Raw genomic sequence first — 24,227 nt, 5'->3', positions numbered from 1 at the left:
CTAAAGTCGGTTTTAAACAAGTTAACTGTGGCAACGATGAGGGTATGAGGAAGAAAAGGGTGAACGATGGATGGACTGGCGAAACTGGGAACGCTATTTTACTGAAAAAAATATATTAGAGCTGCTTGATCAATACAAAGATCTAGGTTTTTTGCCAGGAATATTGCTGCCTATGCTTGAATCATTTCTGCCGATTCTTCCGCTCTTTATCTTTGTAGCGGGAAATGCAGCAGCATACGGATTCTGGTTAGGTTTTCTCTATTCATGGATTGGGGTTTGCGTAGGTTCTATCATCGTATTCTTGCTAGTACGGAGGTATGGACAAAAGCGTTTTTTGAATTTCTTAAACAGGCATACAAACACTACTCGAATGCTAGGCTGGGTAGAGAGGCATGGTTTTGGTATGCTATTTCTTATTTATTGTTTTCCGTTTACTCCTTCCGCTCTAGTAAATGTTGTAGGCGGATTATCGAGGATAAATGTTAAAACCTTTTTGCTTGCATTAGCTCTCGGTAAATTGGTGATGATCGCGATCGTTTCTTTTATCGGGTATGATTTTATCGATGTGTTGAAAAGTCCTTTAAAACTTGGGATGATTGCTTTTGGCATATTCGTATTGTGGCTAGGTGGAAAAATAGTCGAATCAAGACTTAAAGAATCAGAGCATCGGGCGTAATGATAGCGCCAGGTGCTTTTTTACTTTCACGAAGATCTTTTTCCTTGAATATAGTTAAAAAAGAGGAAGGGAGACTTTGTATTGATTAAGATTAAGTCACAAAAGCAGATTGAAAAGATGCAAGAAGCAGGAAGATTGCTCGCATCTTGTCATAAAGAATTAAATAAACTTGTTACACCAGGAACAACAACATTGAAACTTGACCAATTTGTTGAAAATTATTTATTAGATCACGGAGCAAAAGCTGCTCAAAAAGGATATATGGGCTATCCTTATGCAACTTGCGCTTCAGTAAATGATGAAGTATGTCACGGGCTACCAAATAAAAGAGCGTTAAAAGAAGGAGATATCGTAACGATTGATTTTGTCGTGAACTTAAACGGTTGGCTGGCAGATTCTGCTTGGTCATATGGAGTCGGAAACGTTTCTAAGAAATCGCAAGCCTTAATGGAAACGACCAAAAATGCACTATATAAAGGGATATCACAAGCGCAAGTTGGTAGTCGTTTGGGGGATATCGGTTATGCGATACAATCTTATGCTGAGGATAAGGGCTATTCTATTGTTCGAGAGTTTATTGGTCATGGAATCGGCCGTCATATACACGAAGAGCCTCAAGTTCATCATGTTGGAGAGAGAAATACGGGTATTACTTTAAAAGAAGGAATGGTTATTACCATCGAACCCATACTCAATCAAGGTAGACCCCATATTAGTTTGAAGCAGGATGGCTGGACGGCCGTTACCTATGATGGAAGTCTATCAGCACAATATGAACATACCGTTGCTATCACGAAAAATGGACCGATTATTTTAACAGAACAAGCTTAAAATAAACATTGCCGCATATTCTTTAATAAGGAGAGCGGTAATTTTTTTGTTCTTAAGGTTATTTTTTTAAAGTAACTTGACACATATAAGTTACTCATTGTAATATACTAACATAAAGTAAGTAAAAAAACGAAAGAAAGAAGGGGTTAAGGGATGTTATCATTAGGATTACTTATTATTCGATTAGTGGTGGGTCTAGCGTTAGCGGCACATGGAGCACAAAAGTTGTTTGGATGGTTTGGCGGCTACGGGTTAAAAGGAACCGGAGGCTGGATGGAATCCATTGGCATTAAACCAGGCTATACGATGGCTCTTTTAGCAGGGCTGGCTGAATTTGGCGGAGGACTTTTGTTTGCTGCCGGATTATTCACCGAAATTGGGGCTATATTGATTGCTGGAACGATGCTTGTGGCCGCAGTTAAAGTTCACTTGCAGAATGGGTTTTGGGTTACAGCGAACGGTTATGAATTTAACCTTGTTTTAATTGCCGTAGTGGTAGGTGTCGCTTTAACAGGTGCAGGAGATTATTCTCTGGATCACCTTTGGTTAAAATAGAATTGAATACTGAACTAATATGAAAATGACTAAACCACTTTATACTAAGTGGTTTTTTCTTTTGCCTAAGTAATGAGGATTAGAAGAAAAGATTCAATACGATACCATAGTCACAGTTTGAAAAATCACTTATAATGGTGAAGTACTTTTATAAGGAGGTGACGTTCCTTGTTTAAAGAGATGTCAGAAAACCAGATATTATTATATGTCATAAAAAACTTAAAAGAGTTGCGGAAAAAGGAGTTTCAGCTTTTAATCGATGAACTTCACCCGTATGATATTGCGAATGTTTATAAAAATTTGCCTGAGAAGCACAGACATAAGTTTGTAACCTTCTTAACAACAAGACAGATTGCATCCTTGATTCAAGAGCTTGAAAGTGATCTTCAGATGGAAATCCTGAATAAACTAGGCATTGAGCGATCATCTCACATCATGAACTTAATGGAGAATGACGATTTGGCCGATCTTCTCGGCAATTTGGATGTTAATGAGATTCAAGATTTTCTCTCTTCCATGAAAGCAGATGAATCGAAGACGGTTCAAAGTCTTATGCAGTATGATTCAGATACCGCTGGTGGAATTATGACTAACCGGTTTGTATGGATTCCGCAAGTTTATACAGTCAGAGATGCTGTTGAAAAGCTAAAGACATTTGCCGGGTTTGCAGAGAATATTTATTACTTATATGTAATTGATGATGATAGAAGGCTTGTTGGTGTTGTCTCTTATCGTGATCTGTTATTAGCAGAAATGGATGAGAAGATTGAAGAGATCATGTACAGCAGGGTTATCTCCGTACCTGCAGAGACAGATCAAGAAGAAGTAGCGCGAACCATTGAGCGCTATGACTTTATAGCTGTCCCTGTAACAGATGAACATGATCGTTTGATCGGGATTGTTACAGTCGATGATGTGCTAGATGTATTAATTGAAGAAGCGAATGAAGACATCGAGAAGTTATCGGCAACTGGTAAATCCATTGATTTTCAGACAAGTGCTCTTGTAGCTTCCTATAGAAGACTGCCTTGGCTTATTTTACTTCTTTTTATTGGGATCTTATCCGGTAGTATCATTAGCACGTTTGAAGGCACGATTGAACGCGCGGTTGCACTTACGTACTTTATGCCAATGATTGCAGGTATGACAGGAAATACAGGCACACAATCACTTGCAGTAGTTGTTCGCGGACTTGTATCGCATGACATCGACCGGCCGACCATTATGAAATTAATACTCCGAGAATTTGGTGTTGGTTTTATTATAGGAATTACATGCGGAATTTTAATTTCAATCGTAGCCTTTTTATGGAAAGGTAATCTAGTATTGGGGCTTGTTGTAGGCAGTTCTTTATTCTTTACTTTGATAATTGGTACGCTTGCAGGAACACTTATTCCTTTACTGCTATACAGATTCAAGATTGACCCAGCGGTAGCATCGGGACCTCTTATCACAACATTGAATGATATTTTTTCACTCTTAGTATACTTTGGGACAGCGACCATGTTCTTATCATATTTACTATAAATAAAAGATACCATCTTGCTATCTCTTATATTGAAAACAATATGATGTTGATAAAAAATCAGTCTTTTGACTGGTTTTTTTATTCTAAAAAAATGTTGCATTTTTCCAATTTGCGGATAAAATTAAAACATCTTAAGGAGGAGTGTACAGATGATAGTTAAGATGGATCAAACGTGGCATAAACAAGTTATGGACTATTTAAGTGAAGAACCTGCATTAAACTTATTTATTATTGCTGATATTGAGAATTTTGGTTATGAAACAGATTCTCAGGACATCTGGGCAGATGTTGATGATAACGAATCTATCACAGGTATCCTTCTCCGTTATAAAGGGAACTACCTTCCTTATGCAAAAGGGGAAATTAATGCAAAAGCATTTTCGGAAATTATCAATAAAGATAAAAGTTATGAAATGCTTTCTGGTAAAAAGGAAATTACCGAGCAGTTTATTCCTTATTTAAATTTTGAGCGAACAAAAGAACTGTATTTTGCTGAATTAAAGGATGCCAAAGCATTAAACCAAAACAGCTCTAGACAAAATATAATACAAGCAGATGTTAAAGATGTAGAAAGTCTTATGGAACTAAAATATTTGATCAAAGAATTCTCAATTGGAAAAACAGCTAAAGAAAGCTTGGAGCAAGCATTATCCACCAAAACAGGGCGCACTTATTTTATTAGAGAAGAGGATACCGTTGTTTCTTGTGCATCCTCTACGGCAGAAAATTCAGTGTCAGCGATGATTGTCGGCGTGTGTTCACACCCTGAAAAAAGAAACAAAGGCTATGCTTCACTTTGTATGGAAGCGCTATGCTACGATATTTTAGCTGAAGGGAAAACGCTTTGTCTTTTCTATGATAATCCTAAAGCAGGGTCGATATATAAGCGTTTAGGCTTTAAAGATATTGGATTTTGGAGTATGAACTATTCAGTCCAAACAACAGAAACCCAAAAAAACCAAGAAGTAGTGAAATAACTTTCAAATCTTTTTCTCCTCTGACAATTGAATGAAGTGAAGATGCGTAACTCTCGGCTAGGACGTTGAGGGCAGCCCGAAGAATGATGTGTCCAATAGCGAAAAAAAAGACGGCAGAATCAACTCTAGCGATTCTGCCGTCTTTCTCTTTGGCACTTTTCTAAAAGATTGTTGCTTTAAACTCTTTGTCACCTTTGATAATTGATTGAAGTGGAAGGTGTGTGCCTACCACCTGAGATACTCCATGCAAGGCATGCGACGAGGAAGTTTACTACGAAGCATCACTTGTAGACGCAGGAGCAAGGAACTTCTTAAGCCGGGCAGCTTGAAAAGTGGAAGTGGCTCGTTCAGCCCCGACAAGCAAAAGTTGAATGGGCAATGAAGGCGCACTTTGCCTTCTTGACCGTTAAACTTTTGACCTCGAGGGGCTAGCCACTGCAACTAGACAGCTGAGACACTTAAGAGTGAAACGTGCGAATGTGGCTCAGCGTCTGCCCCGTGGAAAGCGAGGAGCCTGGAACGGAAATCAACACTTCCAAAAGCAACAAAGTTTACGAAAACAGCCTTTTCTTTCTTTTGTTAACTAACCAAGCTTCCGTTCTTCGGCTTGTTCACTTGAGGCATTCTTTTCTTCATTTGAAGTTCTTAGTGGTATTTCTCTTAAGAAGAAGAAGGTTAATATGAATGCAGTGCCAATAACGATTGCGCCGGTTAAGAAAACACCGTTTAATGCATAACTTAAAGACTCACGCAAAATACCAAGTACTTGTTTAATCATATTTAATGATTCCGGAGGTAAAGCATTAAATTTTTCTAAAACAGCTTCTTGGTTCAGCAGCACTTGAGGATTTGCAAGCTCTTTAATCTGCTCGCTCATCTCAGGTGTAACACTGGGAGAAGAGGCGACTAACTTTTGGGACTCTTTGTTAAAGTGATCGGCTAGAGAGTTATTCATAACACTTCCCATGATTGAAACACCAATCGTACCACCCAGCTGTCTGAACAGCTGAACAGAAGAGGTCGCAACACCTAAATATTTATGTTGAATTGCGTTCTGCACAGTTAAGGTGAAGATGGGAAACGCGATTCCAAGTCCTGAACCTACGAGGATCATATTCATGATTGCTGTCGTATTAGTCGTTTGAGTATCCATAAAATGCATGCTTGTCATACCACTGACCATGATGAACAATCCAAGCATAGCCAATTTCTTGTACTTGCCTGTCTTAGTTATAATCTGCCCACTTATCGTGCTTCCTGCAACCATTGCAAGTGTTAATGGCATCATTACAAACCCGGATTTAGTAGCAGATGTTCCCATCACTCCTTGTATAAAGAAAGGCATATACATGATGGACCCAAACATGCCTGCTCCTAAAAAGAATCCGATTATATTAGAAACGGTGAACACTTTATTTTTGAACATATCAAGTGGTAGAACAGGACTTGATACACGCTTTTCTGTTAGCACAAACAAAAAGAAAGCTACGATCGTTACAGTGAAAAGTCCGATGATCTCTGGAGATACCCAATCGTATTCATTTCCTGCCCAGGTGAATGAAAGGAGAAGAGGAACCATTGTTAATGTTAGTAGCAGAGAACCTGTGTAATCAATAGATTCTTTCTCTTTTCTTTGTACAGAAGGAAATAAAAAGTAGATAGCAGCAAAAGCGACGAGGCCAAAGGGAAGAAAGATCCAGAATACCCAGTGCCAATGAAAGTGATCAACGATGTATCCGCCTAATGTAGGACCAAATACGCTAGCTAAACCGAAAACACTGCTCATTATCCCTTGCCATCTGCCGCGTTCGCGAGGTGGAAATAGATCCCCAACTGCTGTGAAAGCCGTTGACATGATCATACCGCCACCAAAGCCTTGAACACCTCTGTATAAGATGAGCTCAAGGATGCTTCCAGATATGCCGCATAAAAGCGAACCTGCCGTAAACACTCCAATCCCTAAAAGGATAAATGGCTTTCTTCCGTAAATGTCTGATAATTTTCCAACTAAAATAGCAGTGATACTTGAAGTGAGCATGAAAATCGTGAAAACCCAGCTGTAGTATTCTATTCCTCCAAGATCAGCAATGATTTTTGGTAAGGACGTACCAACAATTGTTTGGTTTAACGCAGCAAAAAGCATAGCAGACATGATGGAAAGCATGATAATAACTTTCCGCCGCATTTCAAGATGTTCCATGCATCATCCTCCTATTCATGTTGTAAATAATTCACAATGTGAATTATTTGTTAAAAAGAAAACTGCTTCATTAATCAAGCAGTTTTGTTGAAGATTCTATCATTTGTTTTATGTCTCCATCTGTTAAAGCAGCAAACTTTTTTTCTAGGTAGTTATTTTTAATGTTATCCATTTTTCGTGCAATTTCTCTACCATCTTCAGTAATTTCCAAATAGACGATCCGACGGTCTGAATCTGATCGTACACGCTGAATATAATTCTTTCCAACAAGCCGATCCGTAACCGCGGTAATATGGCTTGATGAAACTTTTAATTCGTTAGCGATTTCGGAAGCCATCAGAGGACTTTGAATAAATAAAGTCTGAAGAACAGCAAACTCATTGCTTGGGATATAATCTGAGTACACTTCGTTCAAACCTTTTCTTAACGTACGAAAAAGTCTACGTAAACTCATTTCCAATTCGCGCTCTAAATCATTTCTTAATGGGGTTTGTTCTCTATTTTCCATTTTAACACCCTTGCTTTTTGTTTCTTCTTCTACTAGTATATGATAATTTATATTTAATAAGAAAGAAAGCAAAAGGTTTGGGGAGACACGGATTATGAAAAATTCAACATTATTTTTTGTGCTTTTAGGCTTTGGATTTTTGATCGGAGCAGCTTACTGGGTTTGGGCGATCACAACACAATCACAACCAGGTGGAATGTAAAAAAATGAGCCTTAATGGCTCTTTTTTTGTATAAACAAACACTTCTAATTTAAATAAATGGGAGGTGTTGGTATGAAAGTAAAGTATCAGATTACAACTAAACATATTAATAAAGAATGGAAGCAGCGTCCAGGAGGTAACCGTATACCACGCTATGCGGTTGCGCACGATACTGGTAACCCTAACTCTACGGCTCAACAGAACTACGAATATTTCAACAGCAGACAACTAGAGGCTTCTGCACACGTAATCATAGATGATAAACAGATATTGATGATCATTCCATTGCAAGAAAAAGCTTGGCACGTTCGCTCTAACGTATCGGATGCTAATGAATGGGCGATTGGGGTAGAGTTATGCTATGGACCTTCCATAGATTTTAACAAAGCTTACAGCCGTTATGTATGGTTTTTTGCGTATTTATGTGAGATGTACCAATGGGACCCTGCGCGGGACATAAAAGGGCACTTTCAGCTAGACCCAAAAAGAAGGACAGATCCTTTAAACTGTTTTCATCAATATGATAAAACATTTCCATTTTTCATTGAGGATGTTAAGTATGAGCTAAAAAAATTTGTTGTTAACCAGAACGAGTTTAAAGAACTTGTCACTGCAGAAGAAAAGCTCTATAAGGTGCAGATTGGGGCATTCACATCTAGAGAGAATGCCGAAAACCTTTCTCGAAAAGCTAAATCTGCAGGATTTGCTGTTCATATTGATTACTCCTAGAAACAATCAATGCGAAAACAGCCTCGAGAGTAGTTGATTTTCATTCCAGGTAATAGTAAATAAGACAAAAATACTTGCCTCTTAAGTAAGGCAGGTATTTTTTTCTAGTATAAAAAGAACGTTTGTTCGCATATAATATAAAAAAGGAGGTTGCTTCATGACTAACTTATTAATGAGATGCATTCAAGAACGGGTTGGAATAGAAATGATCTACCTCTCGCAAAAAGGTGATATCTCGCACCGTTTTGTAATTCCATACTCTTTCGACGGTCATACAATAAAGGGATACTGCTCGGCAAAAAAGCAGATTCGAAGTTTTCACATAAGAAACATATTATCCGTACATTCACGTTTTTTGTCTTCTTGAGATTGGGGGGATTGTCGTGCAATATGGAAGCGAAGAAGAGCGTTCGCTTATTGAAAAATTTGTGATGTATCCGATTTTACTTACAGTGTTTAATCGCGATCTGCAGATTATTTGCGGCTCTCCATTTAAATTGAGACAGCCATACGTTGCATTAGTAGAACAAATTATGAATCAAATCAGCAAAGATCTATTTGATGTACGAATTGAATTGAGAAAAAGAAGAATTAAAGTTATGGATGCACGCCGTGAGGAAGATATTACAGAATATGAAATCTTTATTAGGGGTTATCGTGAAATTATGAGGTTTCCAAACATTCATCTAAAAAACAAAGCAGAAACACTTATGCTTTCTTATCTACAAGTGACCGTAGAATAATGGATAAAGCATGCCAGTTTCATTTTCGATAACATCTGTATACAATGAACGTATTGCAGAAACATAAGATGATGATAATAGGATTAGAATTTGAATTGAGGAACCTTATGGAACACTTTATCCAGCTAGCTAGACAATTGAACAGAGAAATAATGATTGAAAGCCGCAGCCCATTTGATCCGGTATGTCCGGTGAATACACCACACCCTTGGCAGATGCTGGGCTGTGGGAACTATGCAGCTGTGTTTTCACATCCTGATCATCCAGCATATGTAGTTAAGATTTACGGCAGGGATGAGCATGGATTATTAGAGGAAAAAAAGGTTTATGATCGACTAGGAACACACCCTGGATTTTCTGTTTGTTATTATTCCGAACAACGTTTTTTAATCTTAAAACGTATTGAAGGAATGACTCTGTACGACTGTGTGCATAAAGGTGTAAAAATTCCTGAAAATGTGATTTATGACATCGATGAAGCAGTGAGGCATGCAAAAGACAAAGGATTGTTTCCTAACGATGTACATGGAAAAAATGTCATGATATCCAATAATAGAGGAATTATTGTAGACGTATCTGATTTTAGCCGATACGAAACTTGCAGGAAATGGAAAGATTTAAGGAAAGCTTATTTTACATTTTACAAGAAAACGCTGTATTACTTTCCAATAAAGATTCCTTATATTGTTTTGAATGGAGTAAGGATTGGGTATAGGTACTATAGAAAGTTAAAAATATCCAAAAAACAAAGCCTAAAATAATAGGATTAAAGAACTATTAAAATCATTGGCACAAATTACCTTAGTAGGATATAATAACTATAAATCAATAAAAACCTTTGTTATTAAGGGCAAACCAGTTGAAAAGCTGGGACGCAAAGCTATGGGCCTAAAGTATGGTGAACATGCAATGGCAGCCGGTTGCCAAAGGGAAACGGACTCGTGTTTAGACACAAGCGTTTCTATGAAGCTTTATTCTCATATTTTGTAGTTTCTCTGCAGGAATAATGTGTTCATAGAGGTTAAAAGTATCTAAAACATAAATTGAAGCCATTCCCTTTATTAGGTGATGGCTTTTTGTATGTAATTTTTGAGGGATTTGAGGGGTTGTAGAATGGAAAACTTCCAACTAGACTTACGCGCACTCAAAAAAAACTTGTTACCAGAATTTATGAAGTCTATTCCAGCCATGATACATACACACAAAGAACATCTAAGAAAAAATGAAGACTTTCATACGTTTCTAAACGGTTTTGTTGAGCAATACGAGAAGATACTAGAGAAATTTTTACGCGGGATTGTGCATGCAGTGTTTTTAGAAGAAGAACGATTCAAATCCTTTTTAAAACAAGGAGAGCAGAAAGCGTTTCGATCAGGTATTCATTTTTTAAGGCATCAACGAATTCCTCATCAAGCACTTGCGTGTTTTACAACGAGTATTAGTGAATCCGTTTTATTTGAAGTGAAAAAAGCAACGTCCAACGAGCCGTTAGTTATACAACTATTTATGTTAGATCGCTGGAACCGGATTTCTCACCATGCTGTTACAGGGTTTCTAAGCGGTTTCTCTTCTCAACAGTTTAAAGATCTTAAGGAGATTAGCATTCGTGATCCATTAACAAATCTGTATAATCGTCGCTACTTTTATGATTGTTTAGAAAAGGAGCTAGAAAAGGCAAATAGACTTAAGCTTCCTCTTACACTTGTCATGTTTGATATCAATAACTTTAAATTAATCAATGACGAGCTAGGGCATCACGCGGGTGACGAGATACTTCAGCAGATCGCAGAACTTTCAAAGCGACTAAAATTGTTCTCTGGATTTAGATTCGGTGGAGATGAATTTGTTTTTCTCTTACCAGGAATTACTGAAGATGAAGCATACATCTTAACTGAAAAACTAGAAAGTCAGCTTATCGTTTGGAATGAATCCATCTCATTGGCATATGGTGCAATAGAATTACTTGCAGATGCATGTGAAAACATAGACTATTACCTGCAGCTTGCTGATGAGCGTATGTACACGAACAAAAGAGCTAGAAGTGAGAATAAATCACTGATTTGATCATGTAAAATAATGGGCCTTTCTGCTATGTTTTTCGCAGATCGTATAACGTAAAGGAAGTTGAATGCATGAAAGATTCATTTACGATTACGGAACACCGTTCTGAAACCATATCATCTTTGTTACGGTGGTTCTTTTTAATTCTTTGCATACCTGTTTTTTATTATCAACCTATATCAAGCGTTTTGAATTATGAAACGGAAACTTTTCCGATCCTTTTTATAATCGGCATTATATATATGACATCCACACAAATTGTATTACACCGATTGCCAGAGACGTCACTGTACTACCGTGTTTTTACAAGAGGTGGAATTGTTTTTGATTGTCTTGCTTATGCATGGTTGATGCAGCTTACTGGTGGAGCTGATAGTGCGTTTGTTGCTGTTGGTTACCTAATCGTTATCCATGCTGCTCTGTATTGGAGGTTAAAGGGCGCTTTTATAGTAGGAACAGTGAGTTTTACCATTCTCTGTTACTTTTTTATAAGAGATAGTGGGTATATGAACACGCTCTCTTCCTTTGAATTTTTAATGAAGAGCATCTTCTTATGGTTGATCGCTTTTTACGGCGGTGTGATTGCCTCAAAAGAAAGACAATATTATTTCGAGAAGAATATGTATCAGCTTCAATCTGAACAAGACTATTTAACAGGTTTGCTGAATCATCGGAAATTTCAAGAGGACGTATTGGAAAAAACAAAACAGAATAAACCTTTTACACTTGTATTATGTGATATTGATCGGTTTAAAATGTTTAACGATCAGCACGGCCATTTAATTGGTGATGAGGTGCTCAAGCTTGTAGGTGCAACGTTTAAACGTTTCATTTCTTTAAAAGAAGGAGAAGCTTATCGTTACGGTGGAGAAGAGTTCGCCTGGATTCTCCATACTACATGCAGAACAGAAGTGAAAAATACGATTGAAACGATCAATAAGCATTTAGAAACCTTTCCATATATATCAGGTGATAATGAGTTACCTGTTACACTTAGTTATGGCATTGCGAGTTATGTAGAAGGTGAGAAGCCTTCGCAAATGATTCATAGAGCTGATGTGCTGCTATACGAGGCAAAGGCGGCAGGAAGAAATACGTTAAAATTGGATACGGTCACAATGGAGGAAAATCAGCTATCAATATAGCGGTTTTCCTTTTTTATGTTTTTCGTTCCTTGGTGCACTCTCGTCTACCCGAAATGATGGTATCTGCCTTTTACAAATATTATTCGTTTACGTAACTATCCTATAACTACCAGGAGGATGTGCTTCTTTTTAAAGGTCGTAGCCTTTGATGTCATAGTAGATTATGAGATAATGAAGTTAGAATTCAAGTGCGGAACAGGGGATGAACATAATGAGTTTGCAATTTATTTTGGGACGATCCGGCAGCGGAAAGTCCCACTCTGTATTTAAGGAGATCCAAAGAGAACTTACAGAACGTCCTTCAGGAAATCCGATCATCTATCTTGTACCAGATCAGATGACCTTTCAATCGGAGTATAAGCTTGCATCAACGCCAGAATTATCCGGAATGATGCGTGCGCAAGTCTTTAGTTTTTCAAGGCTTGCTTGGCGTATTCTTGGTGAGACCGGTGGTTTGACAAGAATGCACATCACATCTACTGGAATAAGAATGATGCTTCGGAAAATCGTCGAGCATAAAAAAGAAGATCTTAAAATCTTTCGAAAAGCCTCTGAACAAAGTGGTTTTTACGAATTACTTGAGTTGATGACTACAGAACTTAAACGATATTGTGTTAGTGCAGAAGATCTTTCGTGGAATGCTGAAACACTGCTTTCTCTCGGTCAAAAAGAAAATAATAAAAAAGTGCTTCAGGATAAATTATCAGATCTGAGTGTCATTTCGAGCTCCTTGGATGAGGCACTGATTGGGAAGTATGTAGATTCAGAAGATTATTTACGTTTGCTTCAAGCAAAGATTCCTTTATCCGAGAGCATTAAAGAAAGTGAAATTTACATAGATGGATTTCATTCGTTTACTCCACAAGAACTTGAAGTTATAGCGGGATTACTGGCACACGCCAAAAAAGTGACCATTGCACTCACTGTCGATGAATCTTTTACTATGGAGTCAGAACCTCATGAGCTAGATTTGTTTTATATGACGAAAAAGACGGCTCAGACGCTAACAGCACAGGCCAAAGAACTTGGTGTATTCGTTGAGGAACCAATCTATCTTCATGAAAAGCCTAAGTATAATTCAAGTGCTATCGCTCATATCGAAGAGCAGTATGATCGAAGGCCGGCCATACCATCTTCCAAACATGAAGGTGTTGGAGTAGCGGCAGCTGTAAATGTTCGGTCTGAAGTTGAAGGAGCGGCAAGGAAAATCGCAGAACTCGTTCGTGACCACGGATATAGGTATCGCGATATCGCAGTTACAGTCCGAAATGCTGGTAGTTATCAAACACTGATTGAAACGGTATTTACAGATTATGAGATACCTGTTTTTCTTGATCAAAAAAAATCTATGCTTCACCATCCACTGATTGAGCTTATACGTTCTTCACTAGATATTGTCTTAAAGAATTGGCGCTATGAAGCCGTTTTTCGAGCTGTTAAAACAGATATGCTCTATCCGCTTGATGAGATAAGAAAAACGACTTCTGAGATGAGACGTTGTATGGATGAACTTGAAAATTATGTGTTAGCACTTGGTATTCAAGGCAGAAGGTGGACAGATCCTAAACCTTGGAAGTATAAAAGATTTAGAGGATTCGAAGCAGAAGATTTTGGAAAGACAACTCGTGATGATGAAAAAGAACAGCTGATCAACGATATGCGGGACATGATTGTATCTCCTTTGAGTCGTTTATCTAAAAACCTATCAAACAGCAAAAGTATCATCCAATATTGTAAAAGTCTTTATCAGTATCTTGAGGATTTAAATGTACCGATGAAACTTGAACGATTGAGAATTCATGCGGAATCAGCAGGAAAACTAAGAGCAGCATCTGAACATGGTCAAGTTTGGAATGCGTTGTTAGGTCTTCTTGATGAGATGGTAGAGTTGACCGGTGAGGAAGAACTTTCAAAAGAAACGTGGATGCAGATGCTTGATACAGGGCTTGAAAGCCTTAAGTTTGCTCTTGTTCCTCCTTCTCTCGATCAAGTATTAGTAGGAACAATGGAAAGATCTCGTTTTACGGATGTAAAAGTAAATTTTGTTCTCGGCGTAAACGATGGAATCATTCCGTTAAAACCTAAGGACGATGGATTGCTTTCAGAAGATGAAAGAGAGGCTTTGGATCGAAACGGTGTGGTGCTAGCACCGACGGCACGCAGAAAGCTGCTTGATGAACAGTTTATGATCTATTTGGCTTTAACGAATGCTAGTGATCATCTGTTTGTTTCATATGCCCTAGCAGACGAGGAAGGGAAAACGATGCAGCCTTCTATGGTCATACAGCGATTGCATGATCTTTTCCCTGATTTAAAGGAAGAACTATATCAAAATGAACCAGCTTTACAAAACGATTTGGATTTTGTGCAGCATCCAATAAAGAGTGTATCTTTTTTAAGTACGCAGCTCAGAGAATGGAAAAAAGGTTATCCGATCTCTTCTGTTTGGTGGGATGTATACAATTGGGTGGTCAGAGACAAGGATTGTAATTTCTATGCAAAGCGAGCTCTGTCTTCTCTCTTCTATTTTAATAGAGAAGCACCTCTCAGTTCATCTGTATCAAGAGATCTTTATGGTGATAAGATTTTAACAAGCATCTCGAGAATGGAGCTTTTCCAATCATGTCCATTCTCTCAGTTCATGTCGTATGGTCTGAAGCTTAAAGAACGGCAAATGTACAAACTTGAAGCTCCAGATATCGGACAGCTTTTTCATGCTGCGTTAAAACAGATGAATGATTCGCTTCAGCAAAGAAGCGTAGCCTGGAGTGATCTTTCAAAAGGGGATTGTTATCGTTTGGCAGGAGATATTGTAGAACTCTTGGCACCACAGCTTCAACATGAGATTCTGTTAAGTTCTAATAGACATCTTTATATCAAGAAAAAGCTAAAAGAAGTAGTCGGAAAAGCTTCTCACATATTAAGTCAGCACGCAAAGGCGAGCGGGTTCACTCCTGCAGGTCTTGAACTAGCATTTGCTTCTGGTGCAACATTGCCGCCATTAACGTATAAATTACCGAATGGAACGACTATGGAAGTTATCGGACGTATCGATCGTGTTGATACAGCAAAAAGTTCAAAAGGACTTCTTATGCGCGTGATTGATTATAAATCAAGCTCAACTGGTCTCAACTTGGCAGAGCTGTATCATGGAATTGCTCTGCAGATGCTGACTTATCTAGACGTTGCAGTCACACATTCAGAAAGCTGGCTTGGTGAAGAGTCCGTTCCAGCAGGCGTTCTGTATTTCCATGTACACAACCCACTATTGAATCAAAAGAAACTGCTTAGTGTGGAAGAAATCGAAAAAGAAGTGTTAAAGAAGTTTAAGATGAAAGGTTTAGTACTTGCTGAAGAAGAGGCCGTTCAACTTATGGACAGTACAATGGATAAGCGTTCTTCTATCATTCCAGTCGCTCTAACTCAAAAAGGATTTCATAAGTCACATTCCTCGATCGCCTCAAGTGAGCAGTTTAACACGATGCGTAATCATGCGCGAAAGATGGCTGTAACGAGTGGAGAAGGAATTACAAACGGAGTGATCGATATCTCTCCATATGAGATGAAGAAAAAAACACCATGTACGTTCTGTTCATATAAGCCTGTTTGTCAGTTTGATCAAACCCTTGAAGAGAATCAATACCGTCAACTTCGTTCAGAAAAAGATGATGTCATCCTAGAAAAAATGCATCAGGAAGGAGGAACTGTCAATTGAAGACTTTAATCCCAAAACCAGAAGGTGCCACTTGGACGGATGAACAGTGGCTGGCCATTCAAGCCAGAGGAGAAAACGTTCTCGTTGCTGCAGCAGCTGGATCAGGAAAAACGGCCGTCCTTGTCGAACGAATAATCACGATGATACGTGAAAAGATTGCTGATGTAGATCGGTTGCTTATCGTTACGTTCACAAACGCTGCTGCTGCTGAAATGAGAAAAAGAATTGGAGAAGCAATCGATAAAGAGCTGTCTTTAAACCCTTCATCTCTACACTTAAGAAGACAGCTTAATTTGTTAAACAAAGCATCGATCTCTACTCTTCATTCTTTTTGTATTGAGGTGCTTCGTAAACACTATTACGAAACGAATCTCGATCCTGGCTTTCGTGTAGCAGAAGAAACAGAAGCAGAACTTATTCGCCAAGAAGTGATAGAAGATTTATTTGAAGAAGAGTATAGCAAGGGAGAAGACCATATTTTCTACCAAGTGGTCGATGCTTATAGTTCTGACCGAAATGATATAGAACTGCAAAAACTGATCTTATCGCTCTATGATTTCGCTCGAAGTCATCCTGATCCGAGTGGATGGCTAGACCAGATGGCGGAAACTTATCAAGTCCAAGCTACTTCAATAGACGACCTACCTTGGACAAAGGAGCTTCTTTTCGATATATCGCTTCAAATAGAAGGGCTACGTTCGTTGGCGCTCAGAGCGATAGAGCTCAGCCAGCTTTCAGGGGGGCCTCTCGCATATGCAGAAACACTACAGGAAGATCTTGTCTTCATCGAACGATTACTTCATGCAAAATGTAGTTGGAATGAGCTTTATGAGGAATTCCAATCTTATGATCCTCCAAAATTAAAAGCCATCCGCGGGAAAGATGTAGATGAAGAACTGAAGAATAAAGTAAAAGCAATGAGAGACAGCATCAAAAAACGGACGAGCGCATTAAAAGAAGAATATTTTGAAAGACATCCAGATTCGTATATCGTTCATATTGAAGAGATGGCTCCTGTAGTTAAAGAACTTTCATCCTTGGTGAAAAAGTTTGGGGAACGTTATTTGGAAGCAAAGCAGGAAAAGTCTCTTGTTGATTTTGGTGATCTTGAGCATTATTGCCTTGGAGTTTTAAAAGGTGTAGGGTCTACGATGGATGCACCGGTTCCATCAGAAGCGGCTCTAGAATATCGCGAAAGATTTGTAGAGGTACTAGTCGATGAGTATCAAGATACGAATTTTGTTCAAGAATCCATTGTACGCCTAGTATCAAAGGATGAGGAAGCAGGAAACATGTTCATGGTAGGTGATGTAAAGCAATCCATCTATCGATTCAGACTAGCAGAACCACTTCTTTTCTTAAGCAAGTACAAGCAGTTTACGAAAGAAGGCGGCAAAGGCTTGCGTATTGACCTTGCCAAAAACTTTAGAAGTCGAAATGGAATACTTCAAGCAACAAACTATTTGTTCAGACAGATCATGAACGAAACAGTAGGAGAGATTGAGTACAACGATGATGCTGAACTAAAGCTTGGTGCTACTTATTATCCGGAGCAAGAGGGCAATGAGCCAGAACTTCTTCTAATTAATAAAAGTCAGCCTGTAACAGATGAAGATGGCCTTGAGAGTGGAGAAGTAGAGAAGTCTGAGCTTGAAACCGTTCAGTTAGAGGCAAGAGTCATCGCTGAAAAAATAAAACAGATCGTTGGAACAGCGGGTAATTCTCCTCATCTCGTTCTTGATAAACATACGAAAAAATTACGTCCTGCAAAATACAAAGACATTGTCATGTTGTTTCGTGCAACCTCCGTATGGGCACCAGTCATACTAGAAGAGTTTAAACAGCAAGGAATACCAGCGTATGCTGAACTTTCAACTGGCTATTTTGATGCGACGGAAATTCATGTCATGATGTCACTTTTAAAAGTGATCGATAACCCAATGCAAGATATTCCGCTTGCCGCCGTTCTTCGTTCCCCGCTGGTCGGAATAACTGGTGAAGAACTTGCAGTGATCAGATTAAAACAAAAGCAAGATAATTATTTGGGAGCCGTAGAACTGTATCGTTCAGAAGGAGAAAACGGAGAGCTTCAAGGAAAGGTCTCTACGTTTTTAGACCAGCTGGAAAAGTGGCGTCATCAAGCGCGTCAAGGGTCTCTTTCTGATCTGATCTGGGACATCTACCGTGAAACCGGGTATTTTGATTACGTAGGTGGATTAACCGGTGGAAAACAACGTCAAGCAAACTTAAGAGCACTATATGATCGTGCGAAGATGTATGAAAGTACATCATTTAGAGGGCTTTTCCGCTTTCTTCATTTTATTGAAAGAATGCAGGAACGAGGCAAAGATCTAGGAGCGGCAAGAGCGCTAGGTGAGCAAGAAGATGTAGTTCGTGTAATGACGATTCATAAAAGTAAAGGTCTAGAGTTTCCAATCGTTTTCGTTGGAGGCATTAACAAACAGTTTAATACAAGAGATCTGAACGAAAAAGTTCTTCTTCATAAAGAACTCGGACTAGGAACTCAATATATAAATCCCGAGTACCGAATCGCTTATCCCACATTGCCAAAGCTTGCGATCGCTGGAAGAAAGAAAATGGAATTGATCTCAGAAGAGATGCGTGTACTATATGTCGCTCTTACACGCGCTAAAGAAAAATTGTATTTAGTCGGCACAGTAAATGATATTGAAAAATCTGTGGATGCATGGAGCGATTCTCTTTATGAAGAGAGCTGGATTCTACCAGACTTTGAAAGAGCTGGTGTGAAAAGTTATCTCGATTGGATCGGGAGAGCAGTCATCCGCCATAAGAATGCAGACCCTCTCCTATCCCTTCTTGGAACAGGTGAAAGAGGTAGAGGTGAAGTTTATCTGGATGAAACAGATTGGAAGATTACCGTCCTGCAAGCGAGTCAATATGAAGAGTTGAAAGTTGAAGAGAAAGAAAAACAAGAAGAACTGCTGAATCGTCTAGAGAACTATGAAACGGTGAATCTTGTTACGAATGATTTTGATGAAGTTAAGCGGCGACTGGAATGGAATTATACACATAAACACTCAACATATACCCGTTCTAAACAATCTGTTACAGAAATTAAAAAACAATATCAAGCCGATGAGTATAGTTCTACCGAATTAGTAAAAGCGGCCCAACAAGCTATACATGAGCGGCCAAAATTTATGCAGGAAGAACAGTTGAACGCTGCTGAAGTTGGAACAGCCATGCATATGGTCATGCAGCATGTTGACTTTAGAATACCAGCTACACTAGATTCTCTTCAAAACCAGCTTGCAGAAATGGAAAGAAAAGAGCTGCTTACAAGAGAACAAGCTCAATACATCCAGCTTCCACAAATCCAGGAGTTTATGGAAGGACCACTTGGCGAGAGAATCAAAGAGAACGAGAATTTAAAAAGAGAAATTCCGTTTAGTATAGCGCTCCCGATATCAGAGATTCAAAGAGAGTGGACCGGCGAAGAAGAACATGTTCTCGTACAAGGTGTTATTGACTGTCTCATTGAAGAGGAAGACGGTTATATACTGATTGATTATAAAACAGACAAAATCACGAACCGCTTTACAAATGGCTTTACAGGAGCAAGAGACATCCTGTTCAACCGTTACGAGTTGCAGCTCAATTTGTACGCAAAGGCTATTGAAAGAATATTAAAGAAGCCTGTTAAAGAAAGTTATCTTTACTTTTTTGATGGTGGACACATTCTTCAAGTGAAATAAGGAGGGATAGGATGCGATTACTTCATACGGCTGACTGGCATCTTGGGCGCTCATTAGAAGGACGAAGCAGACTTCAGGAACAACAAGATTTTTTAGACGAACTAATAGAGATCGTACAGCGTGAAAAAATAGATGCGGTATTAATGGCGGGAGATGTTTTTGATACCGTAAATCCTCCAGCTGCGGCAGAGCAAATGTTTTATGATGCACTGTCACGGATCAATAGAAAAGGAGAATGCCCATTTATCGCGATAGCGGGAAACCATGATCATCCAGAGAGACTAGCAGCATCTTTCCCGCTTTTAAGAGAACTGGGCATAACGCTAGTAGGTCTTCCAACGTTAGACCTTCAACGTGTCCCGATAAAGAGAACGGGAGAAATGCTAGAAATCGCAGCATTACCTTATCCTTCTGAATCAAGGCTGAAAATGCTTTTGAGTGAATCAGCTGAAGAATTAGATGTTAGAACCCAATACGATGATTGGGTAGACTCTTATTTTAAGAAGATCACATCTCAATTTAGCCCAGGAAATGTGAATGTTGCCATGAGTCATCTTTATGTAGCAGGAAGCAAGGAGACTGACTCTGAGCGCCCTGTACATATTGGTGGTGCTTATACGGTTGCTGCTGAAAGCCTTCCGAGTGCCGCACAATACGTGGCATTAGGCCATCTGCATCGTCCACAGCGAATTAAACGAGCAAAAACAGACGCAAGGTATTCAGGTTCTCCACTTTCTTATAGTTTCTCAGAAAGCGGTCAAGCAAAATCCGTATCCATTATTGACGTGCAACCAAACGGTATAGCAGAGGTAGAAGAGATTCATTTACGTGCAGGAAAACCACTTGTAGCATGGGAAGCTAGAAATGGTGTGTCAGAGGTTTTTCAAGGAATTCAAGATGGAATGTATCATAATTGCTGGATTGATCTATCCGTACATGTTCAAGATGCACTGTCGATGGAAGAGATTCAACGGCTAAGAAAAGCACATGATGGTATTGTTCATATCAAACCCGTGTTTCAAGAAAGATTCGGAGAACAAATTGCGGTATCCGCTCAAAAACTACCTGTAGATGAACTATTTACAACGTTTTATGAGCGACAGACAGGTGGAGCGGTTCCTGACAATGAGTTGATCTCCTTATTTCTTGATCTTGTTGGAGAAGAGGAAACAGAAGGAGAGGAACGCGAATGAGACCTATATCATTAACCGTTTCAGGCTTGCAAAGTTTTCGAGAAGCACAAGCCGTTCCTTTTCATGAGCTTTGTTCTGGCGGAGTCTTCGGTATCTTTGGACCGACCGGCAGTGGTAAGTCCACGATTCTTGACGCGGTGACACTTGCTCTATACGGGAAAGTTGAGCGTGCAGCTGGTGGAACACACGGAATTATGAACCAGGCTGAAGATAAACTGTCTGTTTCGTTTACTTTTCAATTAGGTGAAGGTGCTCAGCAAAAAGAATATAGCGTGGAACGTACGTTTAAAAGAAGTGGCGAACATTCCATTCGAACAAGTACGTGCAGATTAATTGAAACCGTGGATCATGAATCTGTCGTTCATGCAGACAAAGAACGGGATGTTACACGTCTTGTGCAAGAGCTGATCGGTCTAACAATCGATGATTTCACACGTGCAGTCGTGTTGCCTCAAGGTAAGTTTGCTGAATTTTTATCACTAAAAGGTGCGGATAGAAGGCAGATGCTGCAACGGTTGTTTCAGCTTGAAAAATACGGAGATAAACTGAATCAAAAGTTAAAGAAGCGGTCGGATGAACAAAAAAATCGCTTAAATGAAATCACTGCTGAACAAACGGGTCTAGGAGAAGCTTCCTTAGAAACTCTTCAGCAGGCAACCGTTTATCTGAAGGAAAATGAAAAAAAGTTAGAACAGATATCCAAACAGTACAAAGAAAAAGAAGAGAACCTCAAAAAGCTTGAGGTGTATTGGGATGCTCAAGTTCAAAATGAAAAACTGATCCAAGAGAGAAACGAACTGAAGAAACTGGAAATCTCTATGGGACGTGTTCAAGGGAATCTAAAGAAAGCTATTTCTGCAGACAAAATTTATCCTTATGCAAACGAATGGAAGCATTCGCTCACAGATGAGAAAAAAATCCGTGGAGAGCAAGAGGAACTAAAAAGACAAACTGAAAAGCTTAAAACCATTCTTGAAGAGCTAGAAAAGAAATATGAATTAGCCAAGAAGGCAATCAATCTGGAAGAGCCTGTTCTTATCGAAAAAAGAAGTGGCTTAAAAGAAGCGGTTGACTGGGAAAAGGATCTTGAGAGTAAAAATGAACTTTTGCAAAACGAAACCCAAAAGCATAAACAATTAGTGACATTGTACGAAAAATGCGAAAAAGCTGAGTATGATGCCACGCAAATACTTAAGCGTGGGAAGGATAAACAATCTGCGTTAAAGAAAGAATTGTCTCAAATTGAAATAACACAAAAAGACCGGATTAAATTTCAACAAGCCATCTTGCTAAATCAACGATTAGAAGATGTTCACGATGAAGAGAAAAAGATACAAAAAGAAATCTCCGTTTCAGAAACTGAAATGATTTCTGCAGAAAAAACAAAAAAACAGATCAGTTCAACAATAGCTGACAGTTACGATGCAGGAAAGAAACTGCTGAAACATATTCAAGAAATGTATGCAGAAGTGGAAGAAGCTCTGCGTTCGAATGAAGTGGTCTCAAAAGATTTAAAGGCTAACCTTCGTGAATTGAAAAACGAACAAGAAAAAATGAGGATCAACTATTTAGCTGCACAGCTTTCTGCAGAATTAAAAGAGAACGAGCCGTGCTCTGTATGTGGTTCAACAACCCATCCTTCACCGAAGCGAATGCATGAGACTTTTGAACATGATAACGAGCGTATTCAAGAATTAGAAGAAGCGAATGAAAGTCTGAAAGAGCATTATCATGTGCTGAAACATCTTAGTGAAGGACTTGAAAAGGATTCCCAAACGCTATGGAAAAAGCTAAATCTTGCTGAAGCGGAAATTGCAGCAGCAGATCTGAGTATGACTTTGGTGGAGAAAGAAAATATCAGCGTGTTTTCTTTGGAACAATTCAAGGATCATGTAACGAGAGTAAAAGGTATTCAGCAAGATAAGCTTCAAGTGGAAGAACGCATGCAGAAGTTATTGTCCAAATTAGAAGAAGATCAAAAACAATATGAACGAATTTCTATTTCTGTTGAAAATGGTGAAGAGACAACGAACAAGTTAAGTCAACAGCTTTCTTTAATATCAACAAAAATGGAACAGATTCATTCGGAATGGAAGCAATCTGAGATACCTTTTCCATCAACAGAGCTGAAAGAGCAGCTAGAATTTTTTCAGCAAAAAGAAAGTCGTCATGCGGAAATCGTAAAAAGCTTGAACATTGCGGAAGAATTTCTAGAAACACAAACGAAAAAAATGGAATCTGCCAAAGAGCAAAAATCTGAGTTGAAGATGAGTTTATCGGTCTCTTCTAATCAACAAGAGATGCTTCAAAAAGAAATTCAAAATTTAAAAGAAAAGTTATATAACAGAGTAGGCAATGAAAAAGTTCAAAAAGTTCTTGTAGAAACACAGAATGAGTTGCAGAATCTGAAGACAGCATACATTGATTCAGAACGGGAGTATGACATTGCCAAGAAGCAATATGTAGAAAGTGATAAAGTATACCATTCTTCTGTTCAACGGATGAATGATGCTGTATCAAGAGTAGAAAAAGCAAAACAAGAATGGAACAAACAGTTAAGAAAGTCAGATTTCCAATCGTATGAAGACTTTGAAAACTGTTTGAAAGATGAACAAGTTCAGATGGAATGGGAAAAGCAGATCGCGGATTACCATGATCGGTGTAAATCAAATGCTTTGGCTTTAGAAGCGATAAAAGAAAAGCTCCCTGAGGAGATTCTTTCAGATCAACATGTTGAATCTGCGAGAAGCCAACTATTAAGTCTCAAGCAAGAAATGAATCATACGCATGAGGCTGTTGGTGAAGCGCGACAAAGATATATGATGATTGAGAAAAATCATAAACGTTTCAACGAGTTGGAAAAGGAAAAGAAAAAGGTTTCTAACTTATTAGAGCAATTAGGTAAGCTTCAAGGTGTATTCCGTGGAAATGCTTTTGTTGAATTTATGGCAGAAGAGCAGCTGCATCTTGTAACACGCGATGCATCTGGCAGACTCGCGAAACTTACTCGTGGACGATATGCGATCGAAGTAGATTCAGCGGGTGGTTTTGTTATCCGGGATGATGCTAACGGAGGAATCAAACGCCCCGTAACCTCTTTATCTGGTGGAGAAACCTTTTTAACATCACTCGCACTCGCGCTTTCGCTTTCTGCTCAGATTCAATTAAGAGGAAAGTTTCCTCTTCAGTTCTTCTTCCTAGACGAAGGATTTGGCACACTTGACCAAGAGCTGCTAGATACAGTTGTAACTGCGTTAGAAAAAGTTAGGATGGAAAACTTTTCGATCGGAGTAATATCTCACGTTCCTGAGTTAAAAGCAAGGTTAACGAAACGACTGATCGTCGAACCTGCTGAACCTTCTGGCAGAGGAACTCGGGTTAAATTAGATCAGTTATAAAAAGGATGCAGGGCGTTTAAGCCTTGCAT

The 24,227-nt window shown here is 38.9% G+C and carries 17 protein-coding genes and 1 riboswitch; of the genes, 15 read left to right on the top strand and 2 right to left on the bottom strand.

The annotated features are described in order from the left end of the window. The first annotated feature begins 70 nt into the window (after positions 1–70). The 5 genes from IHV12_RS14880 (at position 71) to IHV12_RS14860 (ending at position 4,567) form a co-directional block, all read left to right on the top strand. Positions 71–676, top strand: a complete 606-nt coding sequence (locus tag IHV12_RS14880) for a TVP38/TMEM64 family protein (RefSeq protein WP_197127456.1) — start codon at positions 71–73, stop codon at positions 674–676. Positions 677–757: 81 nt separating this feature from the next. Further along, positions 758–1,507 carry a type I methionyl aminopeptidase gene (gene map / locus IHV12_RS14875; RefSeq protein ID WP_197191320.1) on the top strand — a complete coding sequence of 250 codons (750 nt, stop codon included), beginning with the start codon at positions 758–760 and terminating at the stop codon, positions 1,505–1,507. A 153-nt stretch (positions 1,508–1,660) separates the two neighbouring features. Then, positions 1,661–2,062, top strand: a complete 402-nt coding sequence (locus tag IHV12_RS14870) for a DoxX family protein (protein ID WP_197127458.1) — start codon at positions 1,661–1,663, stop codon at positions 2,060–2,062. A 168-nt stretch (positions 2,063–2,230) separates the two neighbouring features. Then, on the top strand, positions 2,231–3,589 hold the full coding sequence (gene mgtE, locus IHV12_RS14865) for a magnesium transporter (RefSeq protein ID WP_197191319.1): 1,359 nt from the start codon (positions 2,231–2,233) through the stop codon (positions 3,587–3,589). Between the two features lie 150 nt (positions 3,590–3,739). Further along, the gene (locus tag IHV12_RS14860; RefSeq protein ID WP_197191318.1) at positions 3,740–4,567 is read left to right on the top strand and encodes a GNAT family N-acetyltransferase; all 828 of its coding nucleotides are present in this window, start codon (positions 3,740–3,742) and stop codon (positions 4,565–4,567) included. A 583-nt stretch (positions 4,568–5,150) separates the two neighbouring features. On the opposite strand, the gene IHV12_RS14855 is transcribed toward IHV12_RS14860, so the two are convergent. Both IHV12_RS14855 and IHV12_RS14850 read right to left on the bottom strand, forming a co-directional pair. Further along, complete coding sequence (locus IHV12_RS14855; protein ID WP_197191317.1) at positions 5,151–6,767, bottom strand: MDR family MFS transporter; 1,617 nt, start codon at positions 6,765–6,767, stop codon at positions 5,151–5,153. A gap of 70 nt (positions 6,768–6,837) precedes the next feature. After that, positions 6,838–7,275, bottom strand: a complete 438-nt coding sequence (locus IHV12_RS14850) for a MarR family winged helix-turn-helix transcriptional regulator (RefSeq protein ID WP_231620746.1) — start codon at positions 7,273–7,275, stop codon at positions 6,838–6,840. 274 nt (positions 7,276–7,549) lie between these two features. On the opposite strand from IHV12_RS14850, the gene IHV12_RS14845 reads away from it, so the two are divergent. From IHV12_RS14845 to IHV12_RS14800, 10 genes are all read left to right on the top strand, one after another. After that, complete coding sequence (locus IHV12_RS14845) at positions 7,550–8,206, top strand: N-acetylmuramoyl-L-alanine amidase (RefSeq protein WP_197191316.1); 657 nt, start codon at positions 7,550–7,552, stop codon at positions 8,204–8,206. Positions 8,207–8,363: 157 nt separating this feature from the next. Next, the gene (locus IHV12_RS14840; protein ID WP_197191315.1) at positions 8,364–8,573 is read left to right on the top strand and encodes a hypothetical protein; all 210 of its coding nucleotides are present in this window, start codon (positions 8,364–8,366) and stop codon (positions 8,571–8,573) included. 16 nt (positions 8,574–8,589) lie between these two features. Then, positions 8,590–8,949, top strand: a complete 360-nt coding sequence (locus IHV12_RS14835; RefSeq protein WP_197127462.1) for a hypothetical protein — start codon at positions 8,590–8,592, stop codon at positions 8,947–8,949. A 107-nt stretch (positions 8,950–9,056) separates the two neighbouring features. Further along, entirely contained in the window at positions 9,057–9,710 is a 654-nt protein-coding gene (locus tag IHV12_RS14830; protein ID WP_197191314.1) for a serine/threonine protein kinase, read from the top strand. Positions 9,711–9,788: 78 nt separating this feature from the next. Then, positions 9,789–9,877, top strand: a riboswitch (cyclic di-GMP riboswitch). A gap of 185 nt (positions 9,878–10,062) precedes the next feature. Then, a complete protein-coding gene (locus IHV12_RS14825) occupies positions 10,063–11,013 on the top strand; it encodes a GGDEF domain-containing protein (protein WP_197127464.1) in 951 nt (316 codons plus the stop codon). Between the two features lie 68 nt (positions 11,014–11,081). Then, positions 11,082–12,155 (top strand): GGDEF domain-containing protein, encoded by a 1,074-nt coding sequence (locus tag IHV12_RS14820; protein WP_197191313.1) that lies wholly within the window; start codon positions 11,082–11,084, stop codon positions 12,153–12,155. A 211-nt stretch (positions 12,156–12,366) separates the two neighbouring features. Continuing rightward, complete coding sequence (addB, locus tag IHV12_RS14815; RefSeq protein ID WP_197191312.1) at positions 12,367–15,870, top strand: helicase-exonuclease AddAB subunit AddB; 3,504 nt, start codon at positions 12,367–12,369, stop codon at positions 15,868–15,870. Further along, on the top strand, positions 15,867–19,607 hold the full coding sequence (addA, locus tag IHV12_RS14810; protein ID WP_197191311.1) for a helicase-exonuclease AddAB subunit AddA: 3,741 nt from the start codon (positions 15,867–15,869) through the stop codon (positions 19,605–19,607). Before addB ends, addA begins: the two co-directional genes overlap by 4 nt. A gap of 11 nt (positions 19,608–19,618) precedes the next feature. Beyond that, complete coding sequence (locus IHV12_RS14805; RefSeq protein ID WP_197127468.1) at positions 19,619–20,800, top strand: metallophosphoesterase family protein; 1,182 nt, start codon at positions 19,619–19,621, stop codon at positions 20,798–20,800. Beyond that, on the top strand, positions 20,797–24,198 hold the full coding sequence (locus tag IHV12_RS14800; RefSeq protein WP_197191310.1) for an AAA family ATPase: 3,402 nt from the start codon (positions 20,797–20,799) through the stop codon (positions 24,196–24,198). Before IHV12_RS14805 ends, IHV12_RS14800 begins: the two co-directional genes overlap by 4 nt. Positions 24,199–24,227 lie beyond the last annotated feature (29 nt).

It is taken from the genome of Fictibacillus sp. 7GRE50 (assembly GCF_015903875.1).
GTDB classification, from domain to species: Bacteria; Bacillota; Bacilli; order Bacillales; family Fictibacillaceae; genus Fictibacillus; species Fictibacillus phosphorivorans.
This window is presented reverse-complemented; position numbering and strand designations above follow the sequence as displayed.